At 55.6% G+C, this 25,335-nt stretch carries 20 protein-coding genes; 5 read left to right on the plus strand and 15 right to left on the minus strand.

What is annotated here, in order from left to right; translation table 11 throughout:
• The 11 genes from ABX962_RS02715 to ABX962_RS02765 all read right to left on the minus strand — a co-directional run.
• On the minus strand, positions 1–240 hold a 240-nt coding region (locus tag ABX962_RS02715; RefSeq protein ID WP_372716376.1), incomplete at its 3' end, for a hypothetical protein.
• A 57-nt stretch (positions 241–297) separates the two neighbouring features.
• Complete coding sequence (locus tag ABX962_RS02720; protein WP_372716377.1) at positions 298–951, minus strand: hypothetical protein; 654 nt, start codon at positions 949–951, stop codon at positions 298–300.
• Positions 952–986: 35 nt separating this feature from the next.
• Positions 987–1,454, minus strand: a complete 468-nt coding sequence (fliJ, locus tag ABX962_RS02725) for a flagellar export protein FliJ (RefSeq protein WP_372716379.1) — start codon at positions 1,452–1,454, stop codon at positions 987–989.
• An 87-nt stretch (positions 1,455–1,541) separates the two neighbouring features.
• Positions 1,542–2,975 (minus strand): FliI/YscN family ATPase, encoded by a 1,434-nt coding sequence (locus tag ABX962_RS02730; protein ID WP_372716381.1) that lies wholly within the window; start codon positions 2,973–2,975, stop codon positions 1,542–1,544.
• The gene (locus ABX962_RS02735; protein WP_372716383.1) at positions 2,972–3,658 is read right to left on the minus strand and encodes a FliH/SctL family protein; all 687 of its coding nucleotides are present in this window, start codon (positions 3,656–3,658) and stop codon (positions 2,972–2,974) included. The genes ABX962_RS02730 and ABX962_RS02735 overlap by 4 nt, the downstream gene beginning before the upstream one ends.
• Before the next feature lie 37 nt (positions 3,659–3,695).
• Positions 3,696–4,904, minus strand: a complete 1,209-nt coding sequence (locus ABX962_RS02740; protein ID WP_372716385.1) for a FliG C-terminal domain-containing protein — start codon at positions 4,902–4,904, stop codon at positions 3,696–3,698.
• A 282-nt stretch (positions 4,905–5,186) separates the two neighbouring features.
• Positions 5,187–6,824: a beta-cystathionase gene (locus ABX962_RS02745; protein WP_372716386.1), complete on the minus strand. Its 1,638-nt coding sequence runs from the start codon at positions 6,822–6,824 to the stop codon at positions 5,187–5,189.
• A gap of 75 nt (positions 6,825–6,899) precedes the next feature.
• Complete coding sequence (gene fliE, locus ABX962_RS02750) at positions 6,900–7,226, minus strand: flagellar hook-basal body complex protein FliE (protein ID WP_372716388.1); 327 nt, start codon at positions 7,224–7,226, stop codon at positions 6,900–6,902.
• 37 nt (positions 7,227–7,263) lie between these two features.
• On the minus strand, positions 7,264–7,683 hold the full coding sequence (gene flgC, locus ABX962_RS02755; protein ID WP_040764355.1) for a flagellar basal body rod protein FlgC: 420 nt from the start codon (positions 7,681–7,683) through the stop codon (positions 7,264–7,266).
• A 57-nt stretch (positions 7,684–7,740) separates the two neighbouring features.
• A complete protein-coding gene (locus ABX962_RS02760; RefSeq protein WP_372716390.1) occupies positions 7,741–8,145 on the minus strand; it encodes a flagellar basal body rod protein FlgB in 405 nt (134 codons plus the stop codon).
• A gap of 3 nt (positions 8,146–8,148) precedes the next feature.
• On the minus strand, positions 8,149–8,571 hold the full coding sequence (locus tag ABX962_RS02765) for an ATPase (protein ID WP_372716392.1): 423 nt from the start codon (positions 8,569–8,571) through the stop codon (positions 8,149–8,151).
• Between the two features lie 832 nt (positions 8,572–9,403).
• On the opposite strand from ABX962_RS02765, the gene ABX962_RS02770 reads away from it, so the two are divergent.
• The 4 genes from ABX962_RS02770 to ABX962_RS02785 all read left to right on the plus strand — a co-directional run bounded on the left by ABX962_RS02770 (position 9,404) and on the right by ABX962_RS02785 (position 17,184).
• Positions 9,404–9,931: a hypothetical protein gene (locus tag ABX962_RS02770; protein WP_372716394.1), complete on the plus strand. Its 528-nt coding sequence runs from the start codon at positions 9,404–9,406 to the stop codon at positions 9,929–9,931.
• A 939-nt stretch (positions 9,932–10,870) separates the two neighbouring features.
• Entirely contained in the window at positions 10,871–12,319 is a 1,449-nt protein-coding gene (locus ABX962_RS02775; protein ID WP_372716396.1) for an efflux RND transporter periplasmic adaptor subunit, read from the plus strand.
• On the plus strand, positions 12,316–15,606 hold the full coding sequence (locus ABX962_RS02780) for an efflux RND transporter permease subunit (protein ID WP_372716398.1): 3,291 nt from the start codon (positions 12,316–12,318) through the stop codon (positions 15,604–15,606). Before ABX962_RS02775 ends, ABX962_RS02780 begins: the two co-directional genes overlap by 4 nt.
• Before the next feature lie 567 nt (positions 15,607–16,173).
• Complete coding sequence (locus tag ABX962_RS02785) at positions 16,174–17,184, plus strand: hypothetical protein (RefSeq protein ID WP_372716400.1); 1,011 nt, start codon at positions 16,174–16,176, stop codon at positions 17,182–17,184.
• 243 nt (positions 17,185–17,427) lie between these two features.
• On the opposite strand, the gene ABX962_RS02790 is transcribed toward ABX962_RS02785, so the two are convergent.
• From ABX962_RS02790 to ABX962_RS02805, 4 genes are all read right to left on the minus strand, one after another.
• Entirely contained in the window at positions 17,428–17,880 is a 453-nt protein-coding gene (locus tag ABX962_RS02790; RefSeq protein ID WP_372716402.1) for a hypothetical protein, read from the minus strand.
• Positions 17,881–17,965: 85 nt separating this feature from the next.
• A complete protein-coding gene (locus ABX962_RS02795; RefSeq protein ID WP_372716404.1) occupies positions 17,966–20,569 on the minus strand; it encodes a tetratricopeptide repeat protein in 2,604 nt (867 codons plus the stop codon).
• Between the two features lie 215 nt (positions 20,570–20,784).
• On the minus strand, positions 20,785–21,558 hold the full coding sequence (locus tag ABX962_RS02800; RefSeq protein WP_372716406.1) for a 2-phosphosulfolactate phosphatase: 774 nt from the start codon (positions 21,556–21,558) through the stop codon (positions 20,785–20,787).
• Between the two features lie 11 nt (positions 21,559–21,569).
• On the minus strand, positions 21,570–21,761 hold the full coding sequence (locus ABX962_RS02805) for a CPXCG motif-containing cysteine-rich protein (RefSeq protein WP_008699114.1): 192 nt from the start codon (positions 21,759–21,761) through the stop codon (positions 21,570–21,572).
• A gap of 145 nt (positions 21,762–21,906) precedes the next feature.
• Here ABX962_RS02805 and ABX962_RS02810 point away from each other — a divergent pair, with 145 nt between their 5' ends.
• Positions 21,907–24,981 (plus strand): RecQ family ATP-dependent DNA helicase, encoded by a 3,075-nt coding sequence (locus tag ABX962_RS02810; protein WP_372716408.1) that lies wholly within the window; start codon positions 21,907–21,909, stop codon positions 24,979–24,981.
• Positions 24,982–25,335: the final 354 nt, after the last annotated feature.

Here is a 25,335-nt window from a genome sequence, read left to right on the forward strand (position 1 = left end):
CTCGCTCGCTTCGTTTTGCGAGGACGATTCAGGCGGCGAAGATGATTCCGAGGCCGCCGGAAGGCTTTTGGCGGTCTGTGGCGACTCGATCGCAGCGATTTGGGCAAAGACGTCAGCAAAGGCATCGATGATGCCGCTGGAGGGATCAACCGATTGCAGTTGAGTGCCAAGCGATCGCAAGCGATTTTGCGTGGGAGTTCGTACGCCAGCGGTGCTGGATGTTGTTTGCGACTCGCTCATCTTCGAGGCCTCCCCTAGTAGCGAATCGGCGCCGCTAGAGAGATCGCTAGCAAAACGCTACTCGCCGCCTGCCTGACTAATCAGGGACGTGGTTGGATACCCTTCGCCGATGCGGCGTAGGATCTCGGCGAGTTTGTCTGCTTCGGATGGCTGAACAAACTCCGCCAATATATCTTTTCGTTTATCGATGGGCATGGCTTGAACAATATTGACGACCTCATCAACTCTTTCATCGTCATAGATTCTCAAAAGTTGCTCCTTTGCTTGCACTGCATCGAGTGATTGCAGCGTTTTTTGCACTTCTAGCAATCCTTTGTCCTTCGCTCCCTTCTCCATCTTCGCAAGCTTGTCATTGAAAGCTTCGCGACGTTCATCGAAAAATTTTGTTTTTTCTCGCAGGTTTGCTTCCATCTGACTCAGCTCATCACGGTACTGATCCTGGCTTCGCAACCTCATATCCATTTCCAAGCTTTCCATTTTCCTTGCTTGCAAAATCTCTTCAAAATCAGGTTGTTCGCGGTCTTCGCTTTGAGCCAAGATCTGTTGCAGCCGATTTCCAGAGATATCGATGCCATTAAGTAACGCAATCACTTGGGTCATCGTGTCACGGTTGATCGAGCCTTGCGTCACGAAGTAACCAAACAAGATCATTTGGGTCAGCACTGTACCGATACAAAAGGCGGTGAAGGCGTAGGTGAGTTTATTGATCATGGCTCATTGATTGCATTTCGAAATTTGAGTTGCGGCTAGCTGAGGTGAGTGTCTCGTAATTTTCGGCTAGCGATGGCGAACCGGCGATTGTTCATTTCGTCGATTTCCATTTGTTCGCGGCGATTCATTTCTTGTTGGTATTGGTTGTGGTCAAGCTCTTTCATGCGTTGGAACTTTTTGACTTCGGTTTCCGCATCTCGAAGTTTTTGCTGTCGCCGTTGCAGTTCTTGTTCTAGCTTTGCCCGGGTTTGGACCAATCCATGAATATCGGCTTGCAGTTGTAAATCAAAGCGACCACGGGCGAGCAAGCGATCGACGGCAACGTCGCCGAGTCGTGATTGAGCGTTCTCGTTTCGCAGGGTTTGTCGTTCTTGTTCGAGCTCTTGGATCTGCTGATCGATCTTGGCGATCGCCAAGTTCGCTTCGCCCACGAGTCCCCCCATTTCGTCACGTTCACGTTGACGAAGGTCGAGAATCGATTCAAAGCGAAATTCATACTTCATGTGGGATCTAATGTCGTGGGGCTAGTTAAAGCTCGCTGTGTCATGGGGGTGGCAGGATTTTTAGCAAGATCCACTACCCTGCTGCTTCTACCGCGCTGGCGGCACCGCTGCGGGCTGCGTGTTTGGTTTTGGGGGCTGGGGTGACGCGGCAGCCGGTGGTGTGGTGGGTGCTTGTGCGGCGATCAATCCTTCGAGTACCGCGAGCGATTGCTCCATCGGGGCAATCTCTTTTGCGTCTTGCGAGAGGAATCGTTTTAGGGGTTCACGCATCGAAATTGCCCGGTCGACATTCGGGTCGCTTCCGTTGCGATAAGCTCCGATCGAAATCAAGTCGGCGTTCTTCTTGTAGTCGCTCAAGTAGCGTCGTACTTCGCTGGCCGCATTGAGTGTGGACGGAGAAACGAGGTGGCTTTGCAATCGGCTCAGACTCTGCAGCACATCGATCGGAGGCCATTGGGCTTGCGCCGCCAGATCGCGGCTGAGCACGATGTGGCCATCGAGCAGTCCACGCAGCGTATCGGCGATCGGTTCATTGTTGTCGTCGCCTTCGACCAACACGGTGTAAAACGCCGTGATCGATCCGAGCGTGGTCCGCCCTGCCCTTTCAACCACTTGCGGCAACAGATTGAAGACGCTGGGGGGATAACCGCGTGTCGTGGGCGGTTCGCCCGAGGCGAGTCCGAGTTCACGTTGGGCCATTGCCAATCGAGTGACCGAGTCCATCAGCAACAGGACATTTTTGCCTTCGTCGCGAAACGATTCCGCGATCGCCGTCGCGGTCCACGTGGCCGCGATTCGTTGTGCCGCCGGTCGATCGCTGGTGGCGACGACCACGACGCTTCGCCGCAGTCCCGCTTCGCCCAAGCTTCGCTGAATAAATTCTTGGACCTCACGACCTCGCTCGCCGACCATGCAAATCACAATACGATCCGCGCTTGATCCCCGCGCCAACATGCCCAGCAATGTACTTTTGCCGACACCCGAGCCCGCGAAAATACCTAATCGTTGACCGTTGCCGCACGTCAACATGCTGTCGATCGCACGCACCCCGGTTTGTAGCGGCGTGTCGATCGGCGGGCGATCGAGTGATTCCGGAGCCATCCGTGTGCTGTCGACGGGTTCCAAGTCATCCGGAAGCGGTTTTCCGTCGATTGGACGTCCCAGCGCGTCGATCACCCGTCCACACAACGAGGCACCGGCGCGCAAATTCATCGACCCACCGACCAGTCGCACTTTGTCACCGGCAGCGATCGGAGCCATTGTTTCCAACGCCGCGATAATCGGTCGCACACCTTGGAATCCAATCACCCGCGCGAGTCGACTGTTTGGCGAATCGGGGCAAACTTCGCAGATTGCACCGATCGGCGCCGTCATCCCTTCCAATTCGATCGCGTCACCGCGCACCGCTGCAATCCGTCCGGTGATGTGATTGGTCATCGCTTCGCGGATGATTCGCGACGCGGTTTCCGCTTGGTGAATCTTGGGCGGGTTGATTTTGTATTTAAACGTTGCCGCACTCATACCAACAACTCCTGTAATCGCAGCAACTGCTGGTCGAGTCCCGCGCGGATCTCGCCGCCCGGTTGACGTACGACAACCGCGTCCAGAGCGATGGTTTCATCAGGTTCCACCATCGTTTGTTCAGGCAAATCAGGGGACGCCAGCAGTTCGTCAAAGACTTGGCCAAGATTCACCAACGTTTCGGGATGGACGGCCAAGATCAATCGAGTTGCCGAGCGTGTGCTTCGCAGTGCCTCTTCGGCCCAGCGGACCAGGATCGTTTCGTCGCCTGCGAGTTGGCGGCGGATCACTTTTTCGGCGGCCGCGATCGCGATCGACGTCAACGAGTCCGCGTATTGCTGCATCCAATCTTCGTGGATTCGATGCAAATGCTCGACTGCGTTATGGATGATTTTCAGCGAGTCGGCCGCCAGAGTTTCGGCTTGTGCTTTGATCTTTTTCTCGGAATCGATTGCACCCTTGGCCAACCCGTCCTGATATCCCTGTTCGTGTGCTTGTTTGCGAATCAGTTCCGCATCTTTCTTAGCTTGATCCAGCATCGCGGCGACTTGTTTACGACATTCGTCGATACGGCTGCGTCCGGCGTCGGCGAGGTCGTCCAAGTTGAAGCCTGCCAAACCGGTAACGCTGCGTGCGGCATTTGTGGGGTCCGACGGTCGTTCTGATTTTAAAACAATGGCCATGACAAGGTTCCTGGGATTCGTTTGCGACGTGTCGAGTCTACGCCGCCATCGCGGTGGTCGGTTCCGGTGCTGCGGCGGCATTCAACTTCATCGACGCGGTCGCGACTGCCGATTTCGCTTCATCAATCTCGCGTAATTCAAGCGAACCAAGCGTGTTCATTTGACTGCGAACCTGTTTCGCATACGCTTTGGGCAAAACGCGAAGAGCGGCCTCGGCCGTCACGTTGGGAAGTCCACATAAAGTCAACATCGCTTGCCGCGTGCCGACTTGCCCAAGTGCTTGGCACAAGTCAAGCGGCGTCAGCGAGATCAAATGTTGATGAATCGAATCGGTCGAGAGAGTCGTGGTTTGCGATTTGCGAGGCTTCGCTCGAGCCGCCACCCGATCGTCTGTTGAGGAGGTCTTGGTTTGCGGGGCGATGCGAAGCGAATGGATTTCAGCGTTCGCGGAATTCGATTCCGCGACGTCGGCGATGCGATTGATTGCGATGGGGGCCCGCGTCTCGGAGACCGGATTGGGCAGTGGACTTGTCTCTGATTTTGGCTGGGGCATGGCGGCCAGGATCGCGTTGAGCGCACGTTGCCCGGTGGATTGCGAAGCCCGTTTTTGTTTCGTGCTGAGACTCTGCTGGACGCGATTCCGCAAATGAGAGGCAAGTTCTTGGACCGCCTCTTCGGGAACATCATTGAGTCGTCCGATCCGGCTCAAGGCATCTTTCTGAACCGTAGCATCGAGTTGCGGCAGGATCCTGGCTGCTTGAGCGGGCGAGATCGATGCCAGTACCAATGCGACGGCTTGCGGGTGTTCGCCATCAATCACTGTGACCAGCACCTCGTCTTCGGTATCGCCCAGAAACGAGAGCGCGGTATGGGTGTGGGGCATCGACTCAGGCGAGCGGTGGGCGACGTTATCGTGATCCTGCTTCATCACCGAGCTTCCGGCCGATGAGTTGGGGTCGATGGAGTTTGCCCGCAGCTGAATCTCGTCTTGTCCTGCGTTATTGGTGCGTGCGGGACGGTGCTGCTGAGACTCTAACGACCCTTTGAACGCTTGCAGTGCCCGCTGACGCTCAAGCGGATCGACGTCCGAAAGCGAGGTCATGGTTCGCCGCAACGATTTTTTCATTGCATCGTCAAAACGATTCAACAGCTTTGCCGCGACCGGGCTTGGCAAGCTACTCAATACGATTGCAACGCGTCGCAGCGAGGCTTCTCGGTTCGCTCCTGTTTGATGAGCAGCATTCATTGCGTGCACTCCTTTGCAAAACGCCCTGCAAGAGGCTCCGAGGTGAATCCATTTCTCCGTCGGGTTTGGCGTGATCCTTCACACTGAATCTACTTGTAAGCAAAGTGCGCAATGCATGAAAGAGCGGATTCGATCGTGGGATGGTCCTTCCAGCCTGTCATCAAGAGTCTCTTTTGGGCGGATGTAGGCTTAGTCGTAGCGGAAGTCGTCAAGACTTTTGTTCCATCCTGATGATGGCCGAACGTTGCCTGTGCTGTTAACAGACTGGAAGTCTATTCTACGTTATGCCGCACCGACCCAGTTTCGGATCACGTTGGCAGCCACTTCGGGGTTGTCTTCGACAATGCTGGCCAATTCATCCTTGAGCGTCCCGCCGGTGATTTCCATGGCCTCGACTCGTTTTTCTTCGATTTCCTCTTCCGCGGGCGGCGTCGGCAATTCGAGTCCGAACCCTTCGGCGAAATCTTTGGGCACCCCGTCTCCAGAACCGCGGATTGCACCGCGTGCGACCATCAGCGCGACCACGGCCAATACAATCAAAGCGATCGTCTGCCATGATTGGGCGAGCCAAGTCATCGCGATCTTGGCCGTTTCCGGTTCGGGCATCTCGGGTTCTGGCAGATTTAGATAATCGGTCACTTCGACCAACTCAATTTTGCTTTCTCCAGCATTGACCTCGGGCAACAGCGGCGTGACCGCTTTTTGAATGTTGCTCTTCACATCCAAACGTAATTTTTCGAGGTCAGCGGTTCGCATCGGAGGGATATCCGATGGCTTCAGATCGGGATTGTCTCGCAGGTTGTTCTGGGCCCACACGTGTTGGTAGTAGCTTTGTGGAAGACTGATCGACACACGGACGCGTTTGACTTGCAACGAGGCAACTCGCGAATTTTCGTATTGTTGACCTGCCACTCCGCTGCTCTCGCGTTCATCTTCTTTTAATTTGGTCGTCTGAGCATTCTCTTCGATGCTGGCGGCACGGTTGCCGATCGCGTTGGGAACCGTTCCCGGCACTCCTTGGTTCAGAGGCCGGTTGCTTTGCGAGTCGACCTTTTTCGAGCGATCGGTCAACGTGGTTCGCTCGGCATCATATTTCAGGACGGTTTTTTGGACATCCATCGTCGGATCGATCTCGGCATACACCGCGATCCGGACATCTGGCCCGTAACCGCCGAGCTGTTTGCGTACTTTCTGTTCGTATCGAGCTTCCTCTTCACGCCGCTTGTTCGCCAACGGGTCGCTGTCGTCGTTGAAATCGGTGACGCCGGACGAATTGGTGTCGATCACGACCACATCGTCGCTGGTCATGCCAGCGAACGAACCGCGAATCAGATCTTTGATCATTTGGATGCGTTGTCGCGGCAGCGGATCGGTGCCTTCGGGAGCCACCACCACGCTGGCCGATTGCGGCCGCGAACGGCTGAGCCCGAATCGCTCGCCCCGGTCATACTCGACACTGGCCCATTTGACGTCCATGAAGGCCGCGATTTTGCTGCCCAAGTCTTGTTCTTTGGCGTGCATTTCTCGTGAATTGCGTTGTTCGCTCGAGTCAAACGCACTGTTGCTTTCGATCGCCGACTGAACATTGCTGCGAAGCGAAATGGGCAGGCTTGCTGATTCGGTTAACGCCGCCAAATAGGCGGCACGCTCGGCCTTGGGGATGCGAATTCGACGCCCTTCGCGTTCCCAGTCGTTGAGCCCTGCGGCACTGAATGCCAATTCCACCGAGTCAAGCTCTTGTTCGCCGAGCACACGGCCGCCGAACAGAACTTCGTGATTCGTCGTGCTACTGCCGCGAACCAGGAATCCCAATCCGATCGCGATCGCAGCGACCAACAGCAGCGTGATCATTCGCGATTGCATCGGCATCGCTTTGAATGTTTCGCGTATCTGTTCAGCGGACTGTGTGAAAAGGTTCATGGTCTACGAGCGAGTCGAATGAAAATAAGGGGTCGGGTGGTCGGAGAAGTGGTCCGGCGGAGGATGCCGGGGTGTTTAAATCTGGATCTGTTGAACTTCGCGATAGGCTTCCATTAATTTGTTGCGAACTTGCAGCAGCATACGAAAGGCGAGATCGGCTTTTTGGACCGCCGTTAATACTTCGGCTTCGTTCACATCCCCGCCTGTTAACAACGAATGGACCATGCCATCGGCGTTGTTTTGCATCGAGTTGACATTGTTGACTTGGTTGGACAACAGCTTGGCGAACGAATCGATTCCCGATGTCGGCGCATTCGCAGCACCCGAGGTCTTCGACGAGGGACTCGTCGAAAATGGGTTGGCCGGGCGTGGCGGCGGTGCGATGGTCGAAATCGGTTTCATGATTTGGCGTTACGGACGCAAACGTTTGAGCGATCGGTTAGGCGAGGATCGTCAATGTCTCGCGGCTTAGGTTCTTGGAAATCTCCATCACGCCGACGTTGGCTTCATAGGCACGTGTGGTTTCCATCGCGTCCACCATCTGCGTGGTCATGTCGATGTTGGGATAAGCCACATAGCCTTTCCACTCGCCCTCTTTGATGGCCAGCGGGTGATTGGGTTGATAGCGATAGCGATGATCCGCCTCGCTCGTTTTGATCTCAGCAACCTTGACGCCGGATGCGCCCGACGTGGTCAGCGAATCGTCGGTTTGAAATACCACTTCGCGAGCGCGATAAGGATTGGCTTCGCCGTTTTCGTCGGTCAGTGACGACATGTTGGCGATGTTTCCCGAGATCGCATTGAGTCGAGTTCGCTGTGCGACCAAGGCCGACGTGCTGATGTCGATGGATCGTATCATGATGCTCGGGATCCTTTGTGAGTACAGGGGTTAAATAGTCGAGCGTAGGTTGGCGACCTAAGCCCGTTCGGTGATCGCGGCTCGCAACAGCGAAAACTGGCTTCGCATCGTCGTGATCGCGAGTCCGTGTAGGTGTTGGTTCTTGGCGATTTCGGTGATTTGTCCTTCCAGTGATACGTCGCTACCGTCGTGGAAAACAACTTGCTCGGATGCCGCACGCGGACCTGCGTAAAGGTCGTCGCGGGTGACCGCACCGATCGAGTCGGTGGGGCGAGTGCGCCGGGCGTCCTGGATCGATTCCGCCAACGCATTTTGAAACTCCGACTCATCCAGGTCGCGTGATCGGTAACCAGGCGTATCGAGGTTGGCGATATTGCCGGCCAGCAATTCGTGTCGCCGCTCGGAGAACGTCAGCGATTGCTCGAGTGCAGGAATCGTCGTGGATTTGAAAATGCCAAGCATGGTTTACGCTGCGATGCGGGCAGCTCCCTGTTGAGGACGGAACACGACCGTCGCCGCCGCACCCCCTTGAGGACAATTTTGCCAGTGAATGCGGGCACCCACTGCGGCAACCGCAAACGGAATGCGTGTTTCGCGGAGCTCGACTGCGCGGCCGGTATCGGCGACTTCCAGTTCCAAGCCACCGGGGGCATCGACGGCGGTAATGGTCAACTCGCCACCCTCGGTCATTTCCGCAACCGCTTGGATCACCATGCTGCGGATCAGGTCGACTGTTTGGTTCGGATTGGCGGGCAGTTTGATGGACGAGTCAATGTCGACTTCCAAGCAAATCGGGGCCGGATTTTGCGTCAACAGGACAGATGCCACAGATTCGACAAGAATCGCTAAAGATTCACAGCTGTTCGGGTCGATCCAAAGATGTGACATGATACGCTCCCAATGTTTCGATTTTGGGGTGAGTGGAAAGTGCGTTGCAATTGGCTGATAACGCATTCGCAGCGGTCGACGCAAGGCGGATTTCCCTCTCGTGTCCCTCTCTGCTCGCACTTCCACGCAAATACCGCCCAAGCGGCGAGTCTCGCTGTTGCCACCACCAATTGCTTGCAAAAGCGATTTCTCCTGAAGTTCCAGGTTCAGTCCAATGTCGCTCGGCTTTCCAAGCCGCTTGCAGTCATTGAGCCAAACACAAGTCGCTCCTTAATCAAACGCTTAATCCTCATCTTCCCCGCCTGTCTCCCGATCCAGCGAAGTTTGCTCAGAAGTGAGTAAGATTAAGATGATGAGTTACTATCCCAAGGGTCAGAGCACCGGCATCCCCGCAACGATCGAGCGACCAGGATTTGTCGCACTATCGATTCCGCCTGAGGAGCAGTGGAACGACGCACTCCGCTAGCTCACGCGAGAACCGCAGGAGCGGTTTGCCACCGCGGAATTTTTTAAAATGTTACAAGTGCAAATCACCGGCTGGTATTCGAGACTCTCTCAACATTCGCCACAGGAGTACACCGTTGCCGGCGGTTGCAACTGGCAAGCTCAGAAAAAGACCGTCGTGATCGCAAACAAACTGGCTGCAACTTCGCACGGAGGGCCACCGGAAACCCATTCCACAAACCGAACGAATTTGCAGCAACGAACTGTACCTCGCCAACAAAAAAAGGATCAAAATCAGGGTAATTCAAAACGAGTCTCCAGCGTGGAGTCTCTCCCTTGATGAAGTACGACACCGAGTCGTAAATAAAGCCGTTAGGTGCCTTACGAGATGATGATCCGATTCTCGATTGCAGCAATCTCTCTCATGCTTCTACTCGTCGGCTGCGACAACGCGCCCAAGGTGTCGGGCGTTGATCTTGGTGGCCCGTCCGGATGCATCACGGCAAGCGGCCCGGTGGACGGCCAGCGCGGCATCGATTACGGCTCGATTTACTTTGCTGGTAAACGACTCGTCGTTTGGACCGACGTGGATGGTGCGGGCGGCGCGGGTGGCAGGTACAGCGGTGGACCTGACGGCGTCACCGGTGAAGGCCATCTCGGCAACGTCACTTTCAGTTTTGAAATCCCGCTCGACGGCCAAGGGGCGGTGAAAATTGACGACCAATTCTTCCAACTCGAAAACGGTGTGATCTTTCTCGTTTCGTCTGAAGGTGGCAAAACACGCATAAAGCAACTCCAGCGAAATCTGGACAACCTGTCGCTGAATCGGGACGGTTTCACAGCTTTGATGCGAGATGACGATGAATTCAACATGTTCTTTAACGATGCAGGGGAGCACCCGAAAGACGGCACTTAGCAATGCATGCCCGCTGAGCCGCCTTCGGCTCAGGATCAAGTGCTTTCAGCGTTTTTGGTTCCTGTTAGTGTCGATGGGTTCCAATGAGTGTTCCCCCTGCTTTGTCTGCGCTGAACGCTAATCTCCACGGATAGACGCTAATATCGATTCAAGGTGCCCGGGCAACGATTGCAGAATCACGTCGGTAGACGTCACCAGACTGAAGAGACGCGACATCGAACCACCAAGTGCTCCGCGCGTCGCTCGTCGTGCGATGGTGCTTGTTGCTGTTGCGTGTCGCAGCTTATCGGATCACGATCCCGGCAATGCCAGAGGCATCGCACAGCAATCAGGCTGATGGGTGAATACGGTCCCAGCGATTGGGAAGTGACGGTCGACACATGATGTGGCGGCATCCAAATGCCACGCCAGCCAACATGGCATGGCCGTCGCGCGAAGGCCGCTGCATCGCCATTTACGCCTGATCTGCATATTCTTTCGGGGCGTGGCGGATTCGTGCTGGGGTCGAACATTACCTACCACTGTGGGCAGTGCGTGAGACGCATGCCGGTGACAAAGGAACGGTTTGACCGTTTCGCACTCCATTGTCAATGCCGTAGGTGGTGTCCTGCCCCGCAATTCCCTTCTTGGGTTGCCTATCCTGCCGAACGGTGTTGTTCGGATGTATCTTGCGGTGCGGGGGGCAAGCGTTGCAAACGAGTGTGAATAGAGATCCGATGCCAGCGGTTGGATCTGTTGCCGATGGCGGGGGGGAGCGTCCATCCCGTTGCATCGAGCTGTATCGTAATTATGGTTTTGGAATCAATGGTTCGCACAGAGCCGGTTCGTTTATGAATCAACGTCGATCCGCTGCTGAGATTGGGAATCGAACTTTCCTAGTCTGGTCCTGTCGATCGGCGAAAAACAATGAGACAAGTGAACTTGAACATCCCACCCGCTATGACAGTCCGAGATCCCCTGCCCCGCCCTGGACTGCTGCCCGCCCACTTCGGTCTTGGCATGGCACTGCTGTTTGGTAGTGCTCTGCTAGGCTGCAATGAAACGAATTCCGGCCCCCCCGAAATGCCTCCGCCGACGGTCACCGTTGCCAAACCGGTGACCAAGAAGATCGTCGAATGGGACGCGTACACCGGACGATTAGAGGCCGTGGATTTCGTCGAAATCCGTGCACGTGTCAGCGGTTATTTGAAGTCGATTCATTTTGACGAAGGCCAGATTGTCGACGCCGAGGATCTGCTGTTCGTGATCGACCCCCGTCCTTTCGAAGCGGAGCTCAATGGGGCGATCGCCGCATTGAACCAAGCCGAGTCGCAGTTAAAACAGGCCAACGCGGGTCTCGAGAACGCGAGAGCAAAACATCATCAATCCGAAGCGGGATTGCAGTTAGCGAAGACTCGAATCGAGCGAGCGCGGACACTCGAAGCCCAGAACGCGGTTTCGATCGAAGAACTCGATCAGCGTTCTGCCGAGTTTTTGCAGGCCGAAGCCGACTTGGAAGCCAGCAAGGCGGGAATCAGTTCGGCGGAAGCGGCGATTGCGACCGCCGAGGCGGCGATCGAATCGGCCCAGGCAGGCGTCGAAACCGCAAGGTTGAACTTGGATTACACCCAAATTCGTGCTCCGGTTAGCGGACGAATCAGCCGCCAATATGTGACCGAAGGCAACTTGGTCAGCGGTGGTACCGCGACGTCCACTCTATTGACCACGATCACCTCGGTCGACCCCATCTACTGTACGTTTGATGTCAACGAACAAGACGTCTTGAAGTACATTCGGTTGGCCCAAATCGGCGAACGCAAGAGTTCTCGGGAAGTAAAGAATCCGGTGTTCCTCGGCTTGGTGGACGAGTCTGGATTTCCTCACGAGGGGCACATGGACTTTGTCGACAACCATTTCGATGTCGACACCGCCAGCATGCGGGCACGCGGCGTGATTCCCAATCATGACCGAGTGCTGTTGCCCGGAATGTTCGCGCGGATTCGGATTCCTGGCAGTGCCGCACACCAAGGGGTGCTGGTGCCTGATTCGGCAATCGGCACCGACCAATCGTCGCAATACGTCTATATCGTAGTGGACAATGTGATCCAACGACGCAGCGTCAAGCTTGGTCCGATGATCGATGGGCTTCGTGTCGTGCGCGAGGGATTGGGCGGAAGTGAAACTTTGGTCATTCAAGGATTGTTACAGTCGCGGCCCAAGATGACAGTTCAGGTCAAACAGGGCTCGATCGAAGTTGTCGAGGACGGGTTACCAGACGACTACCAACCGTTGCCACCGGAGAAGTGGATGTCGCGGGTACCTGATCCTGAGCCGGTATCCGGCTTGATCCAGGCCAACGCGACGATCGGTTTGGACTCGCCGCCGCAGCCTACGGGAGAAGCACGATGAAATTCCCCCATTTCTTTATTGAGCGGCCGATTTTCGCCACCGTACTTTCCTTTGTGATTGTACTGGTGGGCGGCATCACCTATTTCTCGCTGCCCGTTTCACAATATCCGCCGGTGGCTCCGCCGCAGATCGTTGTGCGTGCTAGCTTTCCTGGAGCAACGCCCGACGTCATCGCAGATACGGTCGCGACCCCGATCGAACAAGAGATGAACGGCGTCGACGACATGCTCTATATGGAGTCGTCCTCGAGTGCCGACGGCACGATGCAGTTGACGGTAACGTTCAAACTGGGCACGGATCTTGACGATGCTCAGGTGTTGGTCCAGAACCGTGTCGCGATCGCCGAGTCTCGTTTGCCTGAACAAGTGCGTCAGATTGGGGTGACCACCACAAAACTGATCCCGGACATGTTGATGGTGGTGCATCTGATCTCGCCTGACGATAGTCGCGATCAGCTTTATATCAGCAACTACGCGTTCTTGAATGTTCGTGATGCGTTGATGCGTCTTGATGGCGTCGGCGATATTCGGATTGCCGGTGGTAATGAATACGCGATGCGGATCTGGTTGGACATCGAAAAGATGACCCACGTCGATCTGACCGCCGGGGATGTGATCCAGGCGATCCGTCAACAAAACGTACAGGTTGCTGCCGGAGTGATTGGCCAGCCACCGATCGATCAAACGGGGGCGTTTCAGTTGAATGTGACGACCCAGGGACGGCTGCAAGGAACGGACGAATTTGGCAACATTATCGTTAAACGCGGTAGCGACGGACGCGTCACCCGGTTGAGTGATGTGGCGCGAATTGAATTGGGCGCGCAGGACTATTCGCGGCTCAGTTATCTGGACGGTCAACCGGCGATCGCGGTGCTGGTTTACCAAAGACCAGGAACCAACGCGGTCGATACCGCCGAGGAAGTGAAGCAGACGATGCAGGAAATTGCCGCTGATTTCCCACAAGGCATTGGCTACGAGATCGCCTACAACCCAACCGATTTTGTCGAAGAATCAATCTCGGAAGTTTTCAATACGCTGTTTATCACGACCGTGTTTGTGGTGTTAACGGTGTTTCTGTTCTTGCATGGATGGCGTCCGACGATCATTCCCGTCATCGCGATTCCCATTTCATTGATCGGCACATTTGCCGCGATGCAGAGTCTCGGCGTCACACTCAATACGTTGTCGTTGTTTGGGTTGGTGTTGGCGATCGGCATTGTCGTGGACGATGCGATTGTCGTAGTGGAAAACGTCGAACGTCTGATTGCCGAAGGATTGTCGCCTCGCCAAGCAACGCACAAAGCGATGGACGAAGTCGGCTCGGCGTTGATCGCGACGACGTTGGTGTTGATCGCCGTTTTTGTTCCGACCATTTTTGTCCCAAGTATCAGTGGCCAGTTTTACCAGCAGTTTGCGCTCACGATCGCGATCTCGACTGCCTTTTCTACCTTCGTTTCGCTGACGCTCAGCCCCGCGTTGTGTGCGTTATTGTTGAAACCCAAAGGAACGGAGAAACACGGCATCTCGAAAGTGGGCGACGTTCTGTTTGGTTGGTTCTTTCGACTCTTTAACCGCTTTTTTGATGTGACCAGCAATATCTACGCCGGGATCGTCGCACGTATTGTACGGATGACAGCGGTGTCGCTGCTGCTGTATGCCGGCTTGCTGGTCTGTACGTGGTACAGCTTCGGAATGGTTCCCAAAGGCTTCATTCCTCAACAGGACCAAGGCTATCTGATCGTCAGTATTCGTTTGCCCGACGGCGCGTCGTTGGCCCGGACCGACGAAGTGACTCGTCAGGTCGCCACGCTTGGCGGCAGCATTGATGGGGTGGCCCACGCGGTTGGAATCGCAGGGCTCTCAGGGGCGACCTTTACGATCAGCCCCAATGCCGCCGTGACGTTCCTGCCGTTAGAGGATGCCAAGGAGCGAGCGGCACGCGGTCGCGGGATCGATGCGATCATCGCCGATTTGCGAGAGAAAGTTTCGGGTATCAACGAGGCTCAGGTCTTTGTGATCCCGCCGCCGCCGGTTCGTGGAATCGGTCGCGGTGGCGGATTCAAAATGTATGTGCAAGACCGCCGAGGTGCCGGCACCGAGGTGTTGAACCAAGTGATTGAAACGATGGTCGCGCAGGCCAATGAGCAACCCGGAATCACGCAGGCCTTTTCGAATTTGCGAATCAATGTGCCGCAGATTTTTACCGACGTGGATCGCGACAAGTCGGAAATGCTCGACGTGCCGGTGAACAACGTGTTCGAAGCATTGCAGGTCTATTTGGGGTCGCTGTACGTCAACGATTTCAATTTTCTTGGTCGTACCTATCGCGTTACCGCGCAGGCCGAACCCGAGTTTCGAGATGAGCCGAGTGACATTTTGCGTTTGCGGACTCGCAGTGCTCGCGGCGCCTCGGTTTCGCTCGGTTCGATCGTGGAACTAAAGCAAATTGCCGGTCCCGATCGTTTGGTGCGATACAATCTGTATCCGGCGGCGGACATCAACGGCAGCACGGTCCCCGGATTCAGTACCGGTCAATCGCTGACAGCGATGGAGGATCTGGCGGCAACCAATCTTCCTCCGGGGTTTGGTTTTGAGTGGACCGAACTGGCGTTCCAGGAGCGTCAGGCCGGAAACACGATCATGTTCCTGTTCCCGCTTGCGGTGTTGTTTGTGTTCCTGGCGCTGGCGGCGCAATACGAAAGTTGGCTTTTGCCGCTGGCCATCATTTTGATCGTGCCATTGTGTTTGCTATTTGCGATTCTCGGTGTCTGGTTCCGAGGGATGGAAAACAACATTTTGACCCAAATCGGTTTTATTGTGCTGGTCGGATTGGCGTGCAAGAACGCGATTCTGATTGTGGAATTCGCCAAGGCCGAAGAAGATGCAGGTAAGGATCGATTTCAAGCCGCGATCGACGCGTGTCGATTGCGGTTGCGTCCGATTTTGATGACGGCGTTTTCGTTTATCTTGGGAGTCATTCCCTTGTTGGTCGCCACGGGAGCTGGATTCGAAATGCGACGCGTTTTGGGAACCGCCGTATTTAGTGGCATGTTGGGCGTGACTGTCTTTGGTCTGTTTTTGACGCCCGTGTTTTACGTCGTGTTACGTGGCTTCGCAAGCAAAAAGTCCGTCGTGTTGCCGGCTGTTGGCAACGTGCAACTCAACGGGTCTGAGCTCCCATCGGAAGTGTCGGCTTCGCAAGCTGCCGCGACGCACCTCGATGCTGCCGCTGCGGTCGCGCCGGTCGCAAGTGAATCGGTCGCAAGTGAATCAAAATCGAGCGAATGAATTGCAATCCACCGAGTTGGCGACCATTCCCCGGGGACGGTTGAAATTTCGAACTCAACGGGCCAAGCGTAGACACAACCGAACCACAGCATTCGTGTTTGCGAATGCTGTGGTTTTTTTGGTGGTCAAAGGTGCACGCATCCTTTGTCGCCTCTCGGGTTCGATTGCGAGATTTCCAGGCAGATTTTTAGACGGTGATGAGTCGAGATACGCCCTGTGCCATCCAAAACATCCATCTTTTGCATACTTATGTGAAAGAGAACGGGACGAAAGGCTTTCTTATTTGCAATCTACGGAGAGATTTATTACAATCCCCCCGGTCGGGTCGGCTAACGCGGCGATTCCGGATCCCCCCAAGGGGCTTTTCAGTTCGGATTCTAAACTCATCAATCGGCAGCAGTGTGGATAAGGCAGGGAGGCATCATTTTCTTGGTGATTTCCCAAAGCTTAAGCACGAAGGCGTTTTCACGCTCAACGGCTTTTGCTTCCTGCGTCTCTATCCGTAGGGACGCCGCGTCATCGGTTTACGGGGCGCGACGAACTGACTGCGAACAGGAGTCAAACTTAATGCGAAAAAGCAAGAGCCAGCCTTGGATGTTGGGGCGTGTACCGCACGGTTTCTGGGACCTTGCTGAGAACCGTCTAGCCTACATGCATTGGCTCGGAGAGCAGCTCGGGTATGCGAAGCCGGATGATTGGTATGGAATTCAGCAGAAGCATTTCAAACAGAATTATGGCGGTGGGTTGTTGGCATCCCACTACAGTGATTCGCCACAGAATGCGGTCCGCGAGTTCATGCCAAAACGCAAGTGGCATTCGTGGTTGTTTTCTCGCGCTGCGAACGGGTATTGGCAAAAACCTGAAAATCGCCGAGAGTTCATGTTATGGCTTGAAAAGCAACTGGGAATTCATCGCAAGGAAGACTGGTATCGTGTGACCAAGAATGACTTTACCCGTCACGGCGGTTTAGGGCTGCTGAACAATTACTACGGTTGCAGCGTCGCTGCGGCGCTGCATGAATTCAAACCGCTGATGCAATTGGATGAATGGAGGTTCGAGACCGTGCCACAGGGGTTTTGGAACTCCGCTGAAAACCGTAGTCGTTACATGGATTGGCTGGGCTTTAAACTCAAAATTCGCACGCCTGAATTATGGTATGGCGTTACGGTGCACGACATCCGAGAAAACTACGGTACCACGCTGTTGACCATGTGTGGGGGGTCAATCTATCGCATGGTCAGTGAATATTTGCCAAGTTTTCAGTGGAAACCGTGGCTGTTCCATTACACTCCAAGCGGTTTTTGGGAAGACAGCAAGAATCGAAAAGAGTATCTGCAGTGGCTGGGCAAGGAACTTGGATATCGCACCCCCAAAGACTGGTATCAGTTGAGGGAGCATCACTTTCTGCGGTCCGGCGGCAGTTGGTTGTTTGCCAAGTACTACGGTTACTCGCCGCTGCGCGCTGCGGAAGAGCGATATCCGAAATTTAAATGGAATCCCGATCGCTTTCGCTCGGCGGGGAAAGCTCGCACGACAGAGAAATCGCGACGCAATTCAGTGGCGGGCTGTGTCGCTTGAGCGATTGCGAAGATTTGCTGCTATTCCCGCACCTGAGCCCTGTAACGCACCTGAGCCCTGTATCGCACCTGAGCCCTGTAACGCACGCGGTGAAGCATTTTCTGGTAGCGGCCTTTGCCCGAGACGGTGGTGACTTGCATTCACGCGGCCACCATCCACACTCGGGCGAGCAAAACGACACGACGCAAATGCCATCATTTGCCGACTCGAAATGCTGCATCGTGTTGGCCCAAGCGTCGCTCGTTACTGGCTCGACAAATCAAGAGAGCCGCCGCAGGTCGCCGCCGCTTGAGTCGATTGTGCATAGCTTCGATTGGCTTGTTTGGCACCGTCACTGCGGCGGATTTGTTCCTCGATCGCGCCGCGGTTTTTCGTCAACTGTTGCTCGCAATCACTTTCGATTTTCATCAGATCTAACAGCATTGTTTCGGTTGCTTCATGCTGCGCTTGGCATTCGCTCCGCATTTCCCCGGAGGCCCATTGCCGCGTTTCAGGATCGTCCCCGATGGCGGCATGCAGTCGTTTCGAAAGTTCACTGAGGGTGCTCAGCGGTTGTTGTTTCTGGGATAGCAGTTGCATCAGTTCGTTCATGCGGCCGGCTTGCACCGCCGCTAATTGGGCGTGCCCAAGTTCGACCAAAGCGAGCGCTGCGGCGTGACGTTGTTGGACCAGGCTGGTAAGTTCATCACTGTTCATCGTATCGACGCTCGGGATCAATGGATGGGGGGGACTGGATCAAATTCGAGAAGGACGGATATCGGGTCGTTCCACAGGTGAGACTCTACACGCCACCGCCGGGATCACGCATACCTGCGGTCATCCAAGCGATCATCTTTTCCCAACCCGTGCGGTCGTAGCGGGTGGTTCGTTTAAACTCGCCGTCCAATTTTGGGGGAATCTGTTTCAGCACCACGCTGGCTTGCCGGATCAGCAGGTCGGCTTCGCGTCGACGTCCAAGTTCGCGGACGCAGCGTGCTTGGCCAAGAATCGCCTCCAGAGCAGGCGGTTGGTTCATGTACCGCAGCGAAACGGTGCGGTACGCGGTAGCGGCTTCTTCGAGCTGCCCCATTTCCTTGAGTGTATCGGCTTCGGCCATCATGCAATTTCGCAGCAGGGATTGAGCATCGTTGGTCAATTTCTGTTCTTCTTCGCGGCGCAAAATCCGCTCTTTCAAATCTCGAAACCCGGCCAAGGCTGCATTCAATTCGGTTTCGACCTTGGTTCGCATGGCGCGACGAGCCGCATCGAGAATATCGGTCGATTGGGCTTCGAGTCGTGGCCATTGTGCCGCCAGAATATGTGAACGTGCTGCCAGATAGGCGGCGGTGTCGGCACGCGGTGCGGGCTGATAACGCAACACGGCTTCATCCAATCGGCGAATTGCGGCGTCGAGAATCGGTTGGTTTTCTTGCAGCAATTTCGCTCGCTCGGGTGGATCGGCGTGTTCTGCGAGAAGGTGATTCTTGTAACTTTTTTGATAAAGAATTTCGGCCAGGGTGAACAGCGAATCACGCCACGCGGGACTTTGTGGTGTCAATTCACCGTCTTGCAGATTGTCGATCAGATAGGCACGTGCTTTTTCAATATCGCCGGTTTCCGAATACGCCAGCGCCATCAGCAGTCGTGCATCGTAGCGAAGCGGGTCGCGTGGATATTCAATAATCACCGTTTCCAGCGATTCGATCGCACCAACAGGTTCGCTCTCGGCCAACAACGCACGTCCCATCGCGATCAATCCACGGGGTTGGCGTTGTCGTTCCTCGTAGCGAAGGTAGGATCGCAGCAAACGAATGCTCCGTTCAAAATGACGGCCTTGTTGATACGAATCGATTGCTGCCCACTGGGTTTTGATGTAACGGGTTGTGTCGAAATCAAGCTCGGCAGCCTGGGTAAACGCATCGCCGGCTTGGCGAAAGCGTCGGCGCGCAAGTGAGGCGGCCGCCGACGAAACCTCACCGTTCAGCTGGGTCCCTGCACGCAACGTGCTGGCAGCCCACTCGCGAAAGGCAATCCCTTCCTGCATCAATGCTGCCGAACGTGTAAAAATCGGCGGCAAACTGCGGGCCACGTCAATCGTTTCTTGGTAAGCGGATTGATCACGCAATTTTTCAAGGGCGGCGATCAATCGGCGACGAAATTCGACCAGCGAAACCATTGTTGGGTCAAAACCTCGTAGATCACCCATCTCACGCATCATGTAACGAATCGTTTGGACGAGTTCGACACCAAGTCCAAGCGCCGCGAGCTGTTCGATCTCTTCGAGCCCGCTGATGATCGCAGCGCCGCCAAACGGTCGCTGTTGGCGGGTGGCACTCCACTGCGATAGAGCTTGATTTGGCATGCCTTGGCATTGATAGGCTCGTCCCGCCCAGATCCTCGCCTCGGATGCGATCCGTGGCGAAGCTTCACGCTGCAGATCCAAGAGCGCCATCATGGTCGGAGCCAAAGCGGCGATGACTTCTTCACGGCTATCCGCTGGGTTGACGGGTTGTTTACCGAAACGCCCGATCGCCTTGCGGATTTGCACCACGCCTTGTGCCAATTTGAAGCGATGTTGGAAGCCGATATACGAGGCTTGTTTGGTGACATCGGCTGCGGCGATCGCTTGTCTTCCTCGCTCGATCGCCGCCTCGGCCTCGACGTACCGTCCCAATCGCGTCAAGGCATCGATCTGGATCAAGTTGGCTTCGAAACGCTGCTCCGGGCGGAGCGTTTTGTCGACCAGGATGGCTTCGATCGTGTTGAGTGCGATCTCGGGTTTGGGCTCGCGGGTGCGAAGCAGCGTTTCAGCCAAAAGCGGCAAGAGTTCCCGCCGCAGCGTCGGGTCCAAAGTGATCAGTTCTTCGAATAGGGTCGCTGCACGGTCGAATTCGCCCAACGAGAAATAGGCTTCGGCAAGTAGTCGTTTGCCGTCGACCTCGCGGCCCACCGGCAAGCCTTTTTCTACGGCCGCTTTAAAATCGGGGATCGCGGCGATCAAGATTTCGCGGCGCTCACGAATCTCGTCGGTCCCGCGAGCCCGTACCACCTCGCCCGCACTGATCAAGAATTGACGCAGTTTTCGCCACTCGGCAAGCGGATCTTCGTTTTCGTTATCGCCGTTGGCCGCTTTTCCGCTTGAGTCGTCCTCGGGCAAGTCTTCCCCGAGATCCACCGATTGAGCAAGTCGGCCAGCAATGATGGCATTGCCAGCAATGTATTCCCGTGAGGCGATTTTTAACGTTTCAATCGCATCGGGTGGACCGTTGCCGAACCAGACCGAGAAAACGGTGCCAAACCCCAAAACGGCGATCGCGGCAGCAAGCACCATCAGCGAAGTGGTGATCTTGTCACGACTCACCGTCGATTGGTTCGCGTCGGTTGGAACTGCTTTTTTTTCAGCCACCTTTGACTCAGGACCGTTTGCTGGGTTGGGATGCGTGGGGGACGCGTTGTCGTTTCTCACCGGATCGTTGGAAAGGGTCTGCTCGAGAAGGTCCCTTTGACTCGTTGGGAATTAGCAGAAAACCGCCTGGGCGGTCAAGTTGTCCTCCCCCGCACTCGCAAACGCGAATCGCGTCGGCTTGGCTTCGCAACCTCTTTGACCTGCGTCCCCTTTGGTTAGCGACCGAAAATGCTCGCACCCGCTCGAATCGCGATTCGGCGAGGCACCACGGAAACCGAATCCATTTCAGCGCATCGCAGCAAATCGGCTTCATAGCCCGCTCGGACCAAATTTTTGCCCCCTCGTGATTGTGACAACCTTGCGGCCAACGCGGCAGCATGTGTCCGAGAGGGTTCCCCCATGGCAGGGGCAAACCAGGATAGCCACATTTCGCTGGCGATTTGCGATTCGTCATTCAGTTCCAGCGTGGGAAGCTGGTGTTGGTCGAATTGCGATTGAAAATGGCTGACGATCGCTCCGGCGAACAGAACGTCCTCGAGCGTCACGAAACCATCGGTACCGGCACAGACCAAAGCAACGCTTGTATTGGGATCCAAGGATTCCGCCACAGCCTGTCGATTTAAAAAGCTGCCCAGCAAAACCTGTTTTGCTAGCGAAGCGGCTCCAATCGCCTTGGTGCCGTTGGTGGTGGTGACGACGAGATGGCGGCCGGCGACGCGGGCGGGCGAGTATTCGGCGGGCGAATTTCCGCAGTCAAAGCCTTCGATGGGCACACAGCTGCGTTCTCCGCACAGCAGCGGCCTCGGGGTGATCGCGTCTGCCATTTCGCGTGCGGTTTGCACATCGCAGGTCGTCATAATCTCTTTCGCACCATTGGCGATCGCGACGGTCATCACGGTCGTAGCACGCAAGATATCGATCACGACAGCGATATCGGTCGTTTCGTCGATCGGATTGGTAGAAGGAAGAAACGAGGTCGACAATCGCATTGAAAAAAGTCCTAAAAATGATCCTGTTCGGGTTCGGCCCAGACGCGGGCTTCATCCTCGAGCCAATCGACGTGAATCACGTTGGGGTTGCAACAGACCGGGCAATCTTCGACGTATTCTTGTCGGGTTCCGGACGAAGGGTCCAACGGAATGACAATTTCTTCGCCGCAAGAATCGCAAACATAGGAGGATTCGCTATCCATTTTGACAATCCTGGCAGGTAAAAAGGGTGCCTGATGTTAAAAAGGCGGAACGTGTGCAAACGGCTTTGGGCGTTCTCGATGAAGTGCCGATGCTACCCTATAATCAAGCCGACGATGAGTATCCCCCGTTCTTTTCTTGAGTGCCATGCCCGGACCCGCAATCTCACGATCCGTTTCGTCCGGTAACCACGTGTCGGGCAAAAACGTCGATCCGACCGTGTTGCTCGCTCGGTTTGGTTTAACCCAATTTCGTCCTGGTCAACGCGATGTCGTTGACGCGGTCGCCCAGGGGCACGACGTGATGTGCGTGATGCCCACCGGGGGTGGTAAAAGTCTGTGTTATCAATTGCCAAGTCTAGGCCGCCCCGGAACGACGATTGTTGTGTCCCCGCTGATCGCGTTGATGAAGGACCAGGTGGATACGCTGAAGTCGTTGAACATCAATGCCAAACTGCTCAACAGCACGCTCAGCATGTCCGAGCAGGTTGATGTGATGCAGCAGATGTCGCGAGGCGAGTTGGACTTGGTGTATGTGGCGCCGGAGCGACTTCGCAATACCCGTTTTCTCGAAGCGGTCGCGACCGCTGAGGTGACATTGTTGGCGGTCGATGAAGCCCACTGTGTCAGCGAGTGGGGGCACGATTTTCGTCCGGACTACTCGCGATTGGGACGATTTCGAGATCGTTATTTGGCGAATGTGCAAACGATTGCATTGACCGCGACCGCGACTCCGGCGGTACGGCAAGACATCATCGATTTGTTGCGGCTACGCGAACCGAAAACGTTTGTCACCGGTTTTGCCCGCACCAACCTGCGATTCAGCGTGCAGCATTCCAAGGGAGACCGCGAGAAGGACGAGCAACTTGTCAAATACGTCAATCAATGTGAAGGTACGGGGATCATCTACGCCGCGACACGAAAACGTTGCGAGGAAATTGCGAGTTGGTTGCCAGAGAAAACACGACGTCCCATCGGAGCCTATCATGCGGGTTTGGAACCGATGCAGCGGCAACGCATTCAAGACGACTTTATGTCGGGAAAACTTTCCGCGATCGTGGCGACCAATGCGTTTGGCATGGGGATCGATAAATCCGACATCCGCTACGTGATCCATTACAACATGCCGGGCACATTGGAAGCGTATTACCAAGAGGCGGGGCGTGCCGGGCGGGATGCAAAAGACAGCGATTGTTTGATGTTGTTTTCCTACAACGATCGCTATATCCAAGAATTCTTTATTGAAAACCGCTACCCTTCGCGTGAAACCGTATCGAAGGTTTACGAATTTTTGCTGTCTCGCGAAGAGGACCCGATCGAGTTAACGCTTGAGCAAGTTCGTGCGGCGATTGACGTCAAAGACGGCAGCGAAGCGATTGGCACCTCGCAAACCTTGTTGGCCAAGGCGGGAGTGCTGAAGCGGTTGGATAGTTCGGCAAATAATGCGATCGTTCGCATCGATAGTAACGCGCCGACGATGCTGGATTTTCTGCCGCGAGAGGCCAAAATTCGCCGCCGCGTGATGATGGCCGTCGAAAAAGTGATTGGCAAACAACGCGGCGAAGATGTCTATGTGACCGTCAAACGATTGACTGAACTCGCCAACGTCGATCGTGACCAACTCGCCCGTACGCTCCGCGAGCTACGGCGTTTGAAAGGGTTTGATTACGTGCCGCCATTCCGCGGACGTGCCGTTCATCTCGTTGAACGCGACATCCCCTTTGATTCGCTCGAGATCGACTTCGAAGAACTCGAACGACGTCGTCAAGCCGAGCACGCAAAGCTGGATGCTGTGATCGGATTTGCGCGTAGTAATGGTTGTCGCCAACGTGTGATCTTGGATTACTTTGGCGATCCCGAAAGCAAGAATTGTGGCAATTGTGACCGCTGTAATCCCGAGGGACGGCGGGCCAACGCGGCGGTGGATCCGGCGGAGGTTGCCAAAGCATTTGCTGGCGTCGATCGCGATGGATTTGTGCGAGGCGTGCGTGTTGTGCTCAGTGGCGTGTTCCGCATGCATGCGCGGTTTGGCAAAAATCTAGTGGCCCAGATGTTGTGCGGTTCGAAGAACAAGAAGTTGCAACAGTGGAAACTGCACCGGCTCAGTACGTATGGTTTGTTGTCGCCGTTAAGACAGTCCGAAGTGGTGGCGGTGATGGATGCGTTGATCGAACGCGGACTGCTCGTTCAACGCGAAGTCGATGACCGCCGTCCCACCGTCGATCTGAGCGACTATGGCAGTTTGGTGATGCACGCCAAAGAACCGATCAATGACACGCTGGGGATCAAGTTTCCGCTGGTCAAACGGTTGTCGGCAGCAGCGAAAAATCTCGAAGCCGCCGATGTTCATGAAAAATCGAGCCCCACTCTGGACGATCCCGAAGCGTCCGAAGATGCGGCACCGCCATCGGCATCGGACGAATTGAAGTCCGAATTGAAGGATCGGTTGAAACGATGGCGTCAAAAATCCTCCGCCGCGCTCGCGATTCCGGCTTATCGCATTCTGAGCAACGCGACGATTGACCGCATCCTCGATTCGATTCCTGAATCGACCAGCGAGCTCGAGAAGATTTCCGGAGTGGGGCCCGCGACGATCGAACAATTTGGTTACGACATCATCCAGTTGATCGAGTCGGTGGTCGCAGAGCATGCCTGTGCCACGCAGACCACCCCCGATCCGTCGCCAGCCAGCACACCGGCTATCACGCGGGCATCACAATGGATCGAGCAGGAGGCGGCGGACGGCGACGATGCCGCGAATCGGCAGCGAAATCATGAGGATGACCCGATCCTGCACGACAAGGATGGCAGCAAGAACGTTGCCCCCAAGGATAAGGACAAGGACGTTGCCCCCAAGGAAGCGAGCAATCAAGATAAAAACGTCGATTTCGACGCTTCGTGTTTTCAAACCGAACTTTTTGAATCCGAAAACGTGGAACTGGGGCACGGGGAGACTCCGCAGCACCGCCCCCCTGAGATTTTGGAGCTCGATTCGGCCGGACCGCTCGGCACCGATCCGGCTATGTCGACCCCCGCTGCGGACGAAGCCGCGGACGCTTATTGGACTTGGCGGCTGTTCCGCGACGGGTACACCGTGTCTCAGGTGGCGCTGATTCGCCGTTGTCCCGCAGCAACACTGGCTCGCCAGTTGGAAATCGCAGCCGCGGTGGGGCATCCCATTGACTCCGGTTGGCTGGAGGCGGCGCGTGCGGTGAAGTCTTAGGCGGCCGCAAGCAAGACGGCCCGAGCAAAACCTCGTCCGCAGACGCTTCGGCCCCCCCCGCGACAACGGTTTGAGCGATCCTCGCAGCGTGACGCGCGGTTTGTTGGCAGCCTTGACGTCCGCGGGAAACTGCACTGAGGGGCGAGCTTTGCAAATTTGGTCGGTTAGTCATCCAGCGTTACAGTCGATACAATCGGGCCGGACTACCTGCGATGCGACGAACCTTGGGGTAAGAAGCGATTGCCCAATTGGCTTCTTGAGCAAGCATTTACAGTAAAAGAGTGTGTCGGGCTGAAACAATCGGCATGCAACGTGCACCCCAGGCGATTGGGGCTGGGCGAATGGGGCTGCAGG

It is taken from the genome of Novipirellula sp., assembly GCF_041583735.1.
In the GTDB taxonomy this organism is placed as follows: Bacteria; Planctomycetota; Planctomycetia; order Pirellulales; family Pirellulaceae; genus Novipirellula.

Coding starts and splice junctions, on each gene's coding strand:
- ABX962_RS02720 (WP_372716377.1), bottom strand. CDS start 951: ATGATCAATAAACTCACCTACGCCTTCACCGCCTTTTGTATCGGTACA.
- fliJ (WP_372716379.1), bottom strand. CDS start 1,454: ATGAAGTATGAATTTCGCTTTGAATCGATTCTCGACCTTCGTCAACGT.
- ABX962_RS02730 (WP_372716381.1), bottom strand. CDS start 2,975: ATGAGTGCGGCAACGTTTAAATACAAAATCAACCCGCCCAAGATTCAC.
- ABX962_RS02735 (WP_372716383.1), bottom strand. CDS start 3,658: ATGGCCATTGTTTTAAAATCAGAACGACCGTCGGACCCCACAAATGCC.
- ABX962_RS02740 (WP_372716385.1), bottom strand. CDS start 4,904: ATGAATGCTGCTCATCAAACAGGAGCGAACCGAGAAGCCTCGCTGCGA.
- ABX962_RS02745 (WP_372716386.1), bottom strand. CDS start 6,824: ATGAACCTTTTCACACAGTCCGCTGAACAGATACGCGAAACATTCAAA.
- fliE (WP_372716388.1), bottom strand. CDS start 7,226: ATGAAACCGATTTCGACCATCGCACCGCCGCCACGCCCGGCCAACCCA.
- flgC (WP_040764355.1), bottom strand. CDS start 7,683: ATGATACGATCCATCGACATCAGCACGTCGGCCTTGGTCGCACAGCGA.
- ABX962_RS02760 (WP_372716390.1), bottom strand. CDS start 8,145: ATGCTTGGCATTTTCAAATCCACGACGATTCCTGCACTCGAGCAATCG.
- ABX962_RS02765 (WP_372716392.1), bottom strand. CDS start 8,571: ATGTCACATCTTTGGATCGACCCGAACAGCTGTGAATCTTTAGCGATT.
- ABX962_RS02770 (WP_372716394.1), top strand. CDS start 9,404: ATGATGATCCGATTCTCGATTGCAGCAATCTCTCTCATGCTTCTACTC.
- ABX962_RS02775 (WP_372716396.1), top strand. CDS start 10,871: ATGACAGTCCGAGATCCCCTGCCCCGCCCTGGACTGCTGCCCGCCCAC.
- ABX962_RS02780 (WP_372716398.1), top strand. CDS start 12,316: ATGAAATTCCCCCATTTCTTTATTGAGCGGCCGATTTTCGCCACCGTA.
- ABX962_RS02785 (WP_372716400.1), top strand. CDS start 16,174: ATGCGAAAAAGCAAGAGCCAGCCTTGGATGTTGGGGCGTGTACCGCAC.
- ABX962_RS02790 (WP_372716402.1), bottom strand. CDS start 17,880: ATGAACAGTGATGAACTTACCAGCCTGGTCCAACAACGTCACGCCGCA.
- ABX962_RS02800 (WP_372716406.1), bottom strand. CDS start 21,558: ATGCGATTGTCGACCTCGTTTCTTCCTTCTACCAATCCGATCGACGAA.
- ABX962_RS02805 (WP_008699114.1), bottom strand. CDS start 21,761: ATGGATAGCGAATCCTCCTATGTTTGCGATTCTTGCGGCGAAGAAATT.
- ABX962_RS02810 (WP_372716408.1), top strand. CDS start 21,907: ATGCCCGGACCCGCAATCTCACGATCCGTTTCGTCCGGTAACCACGTG.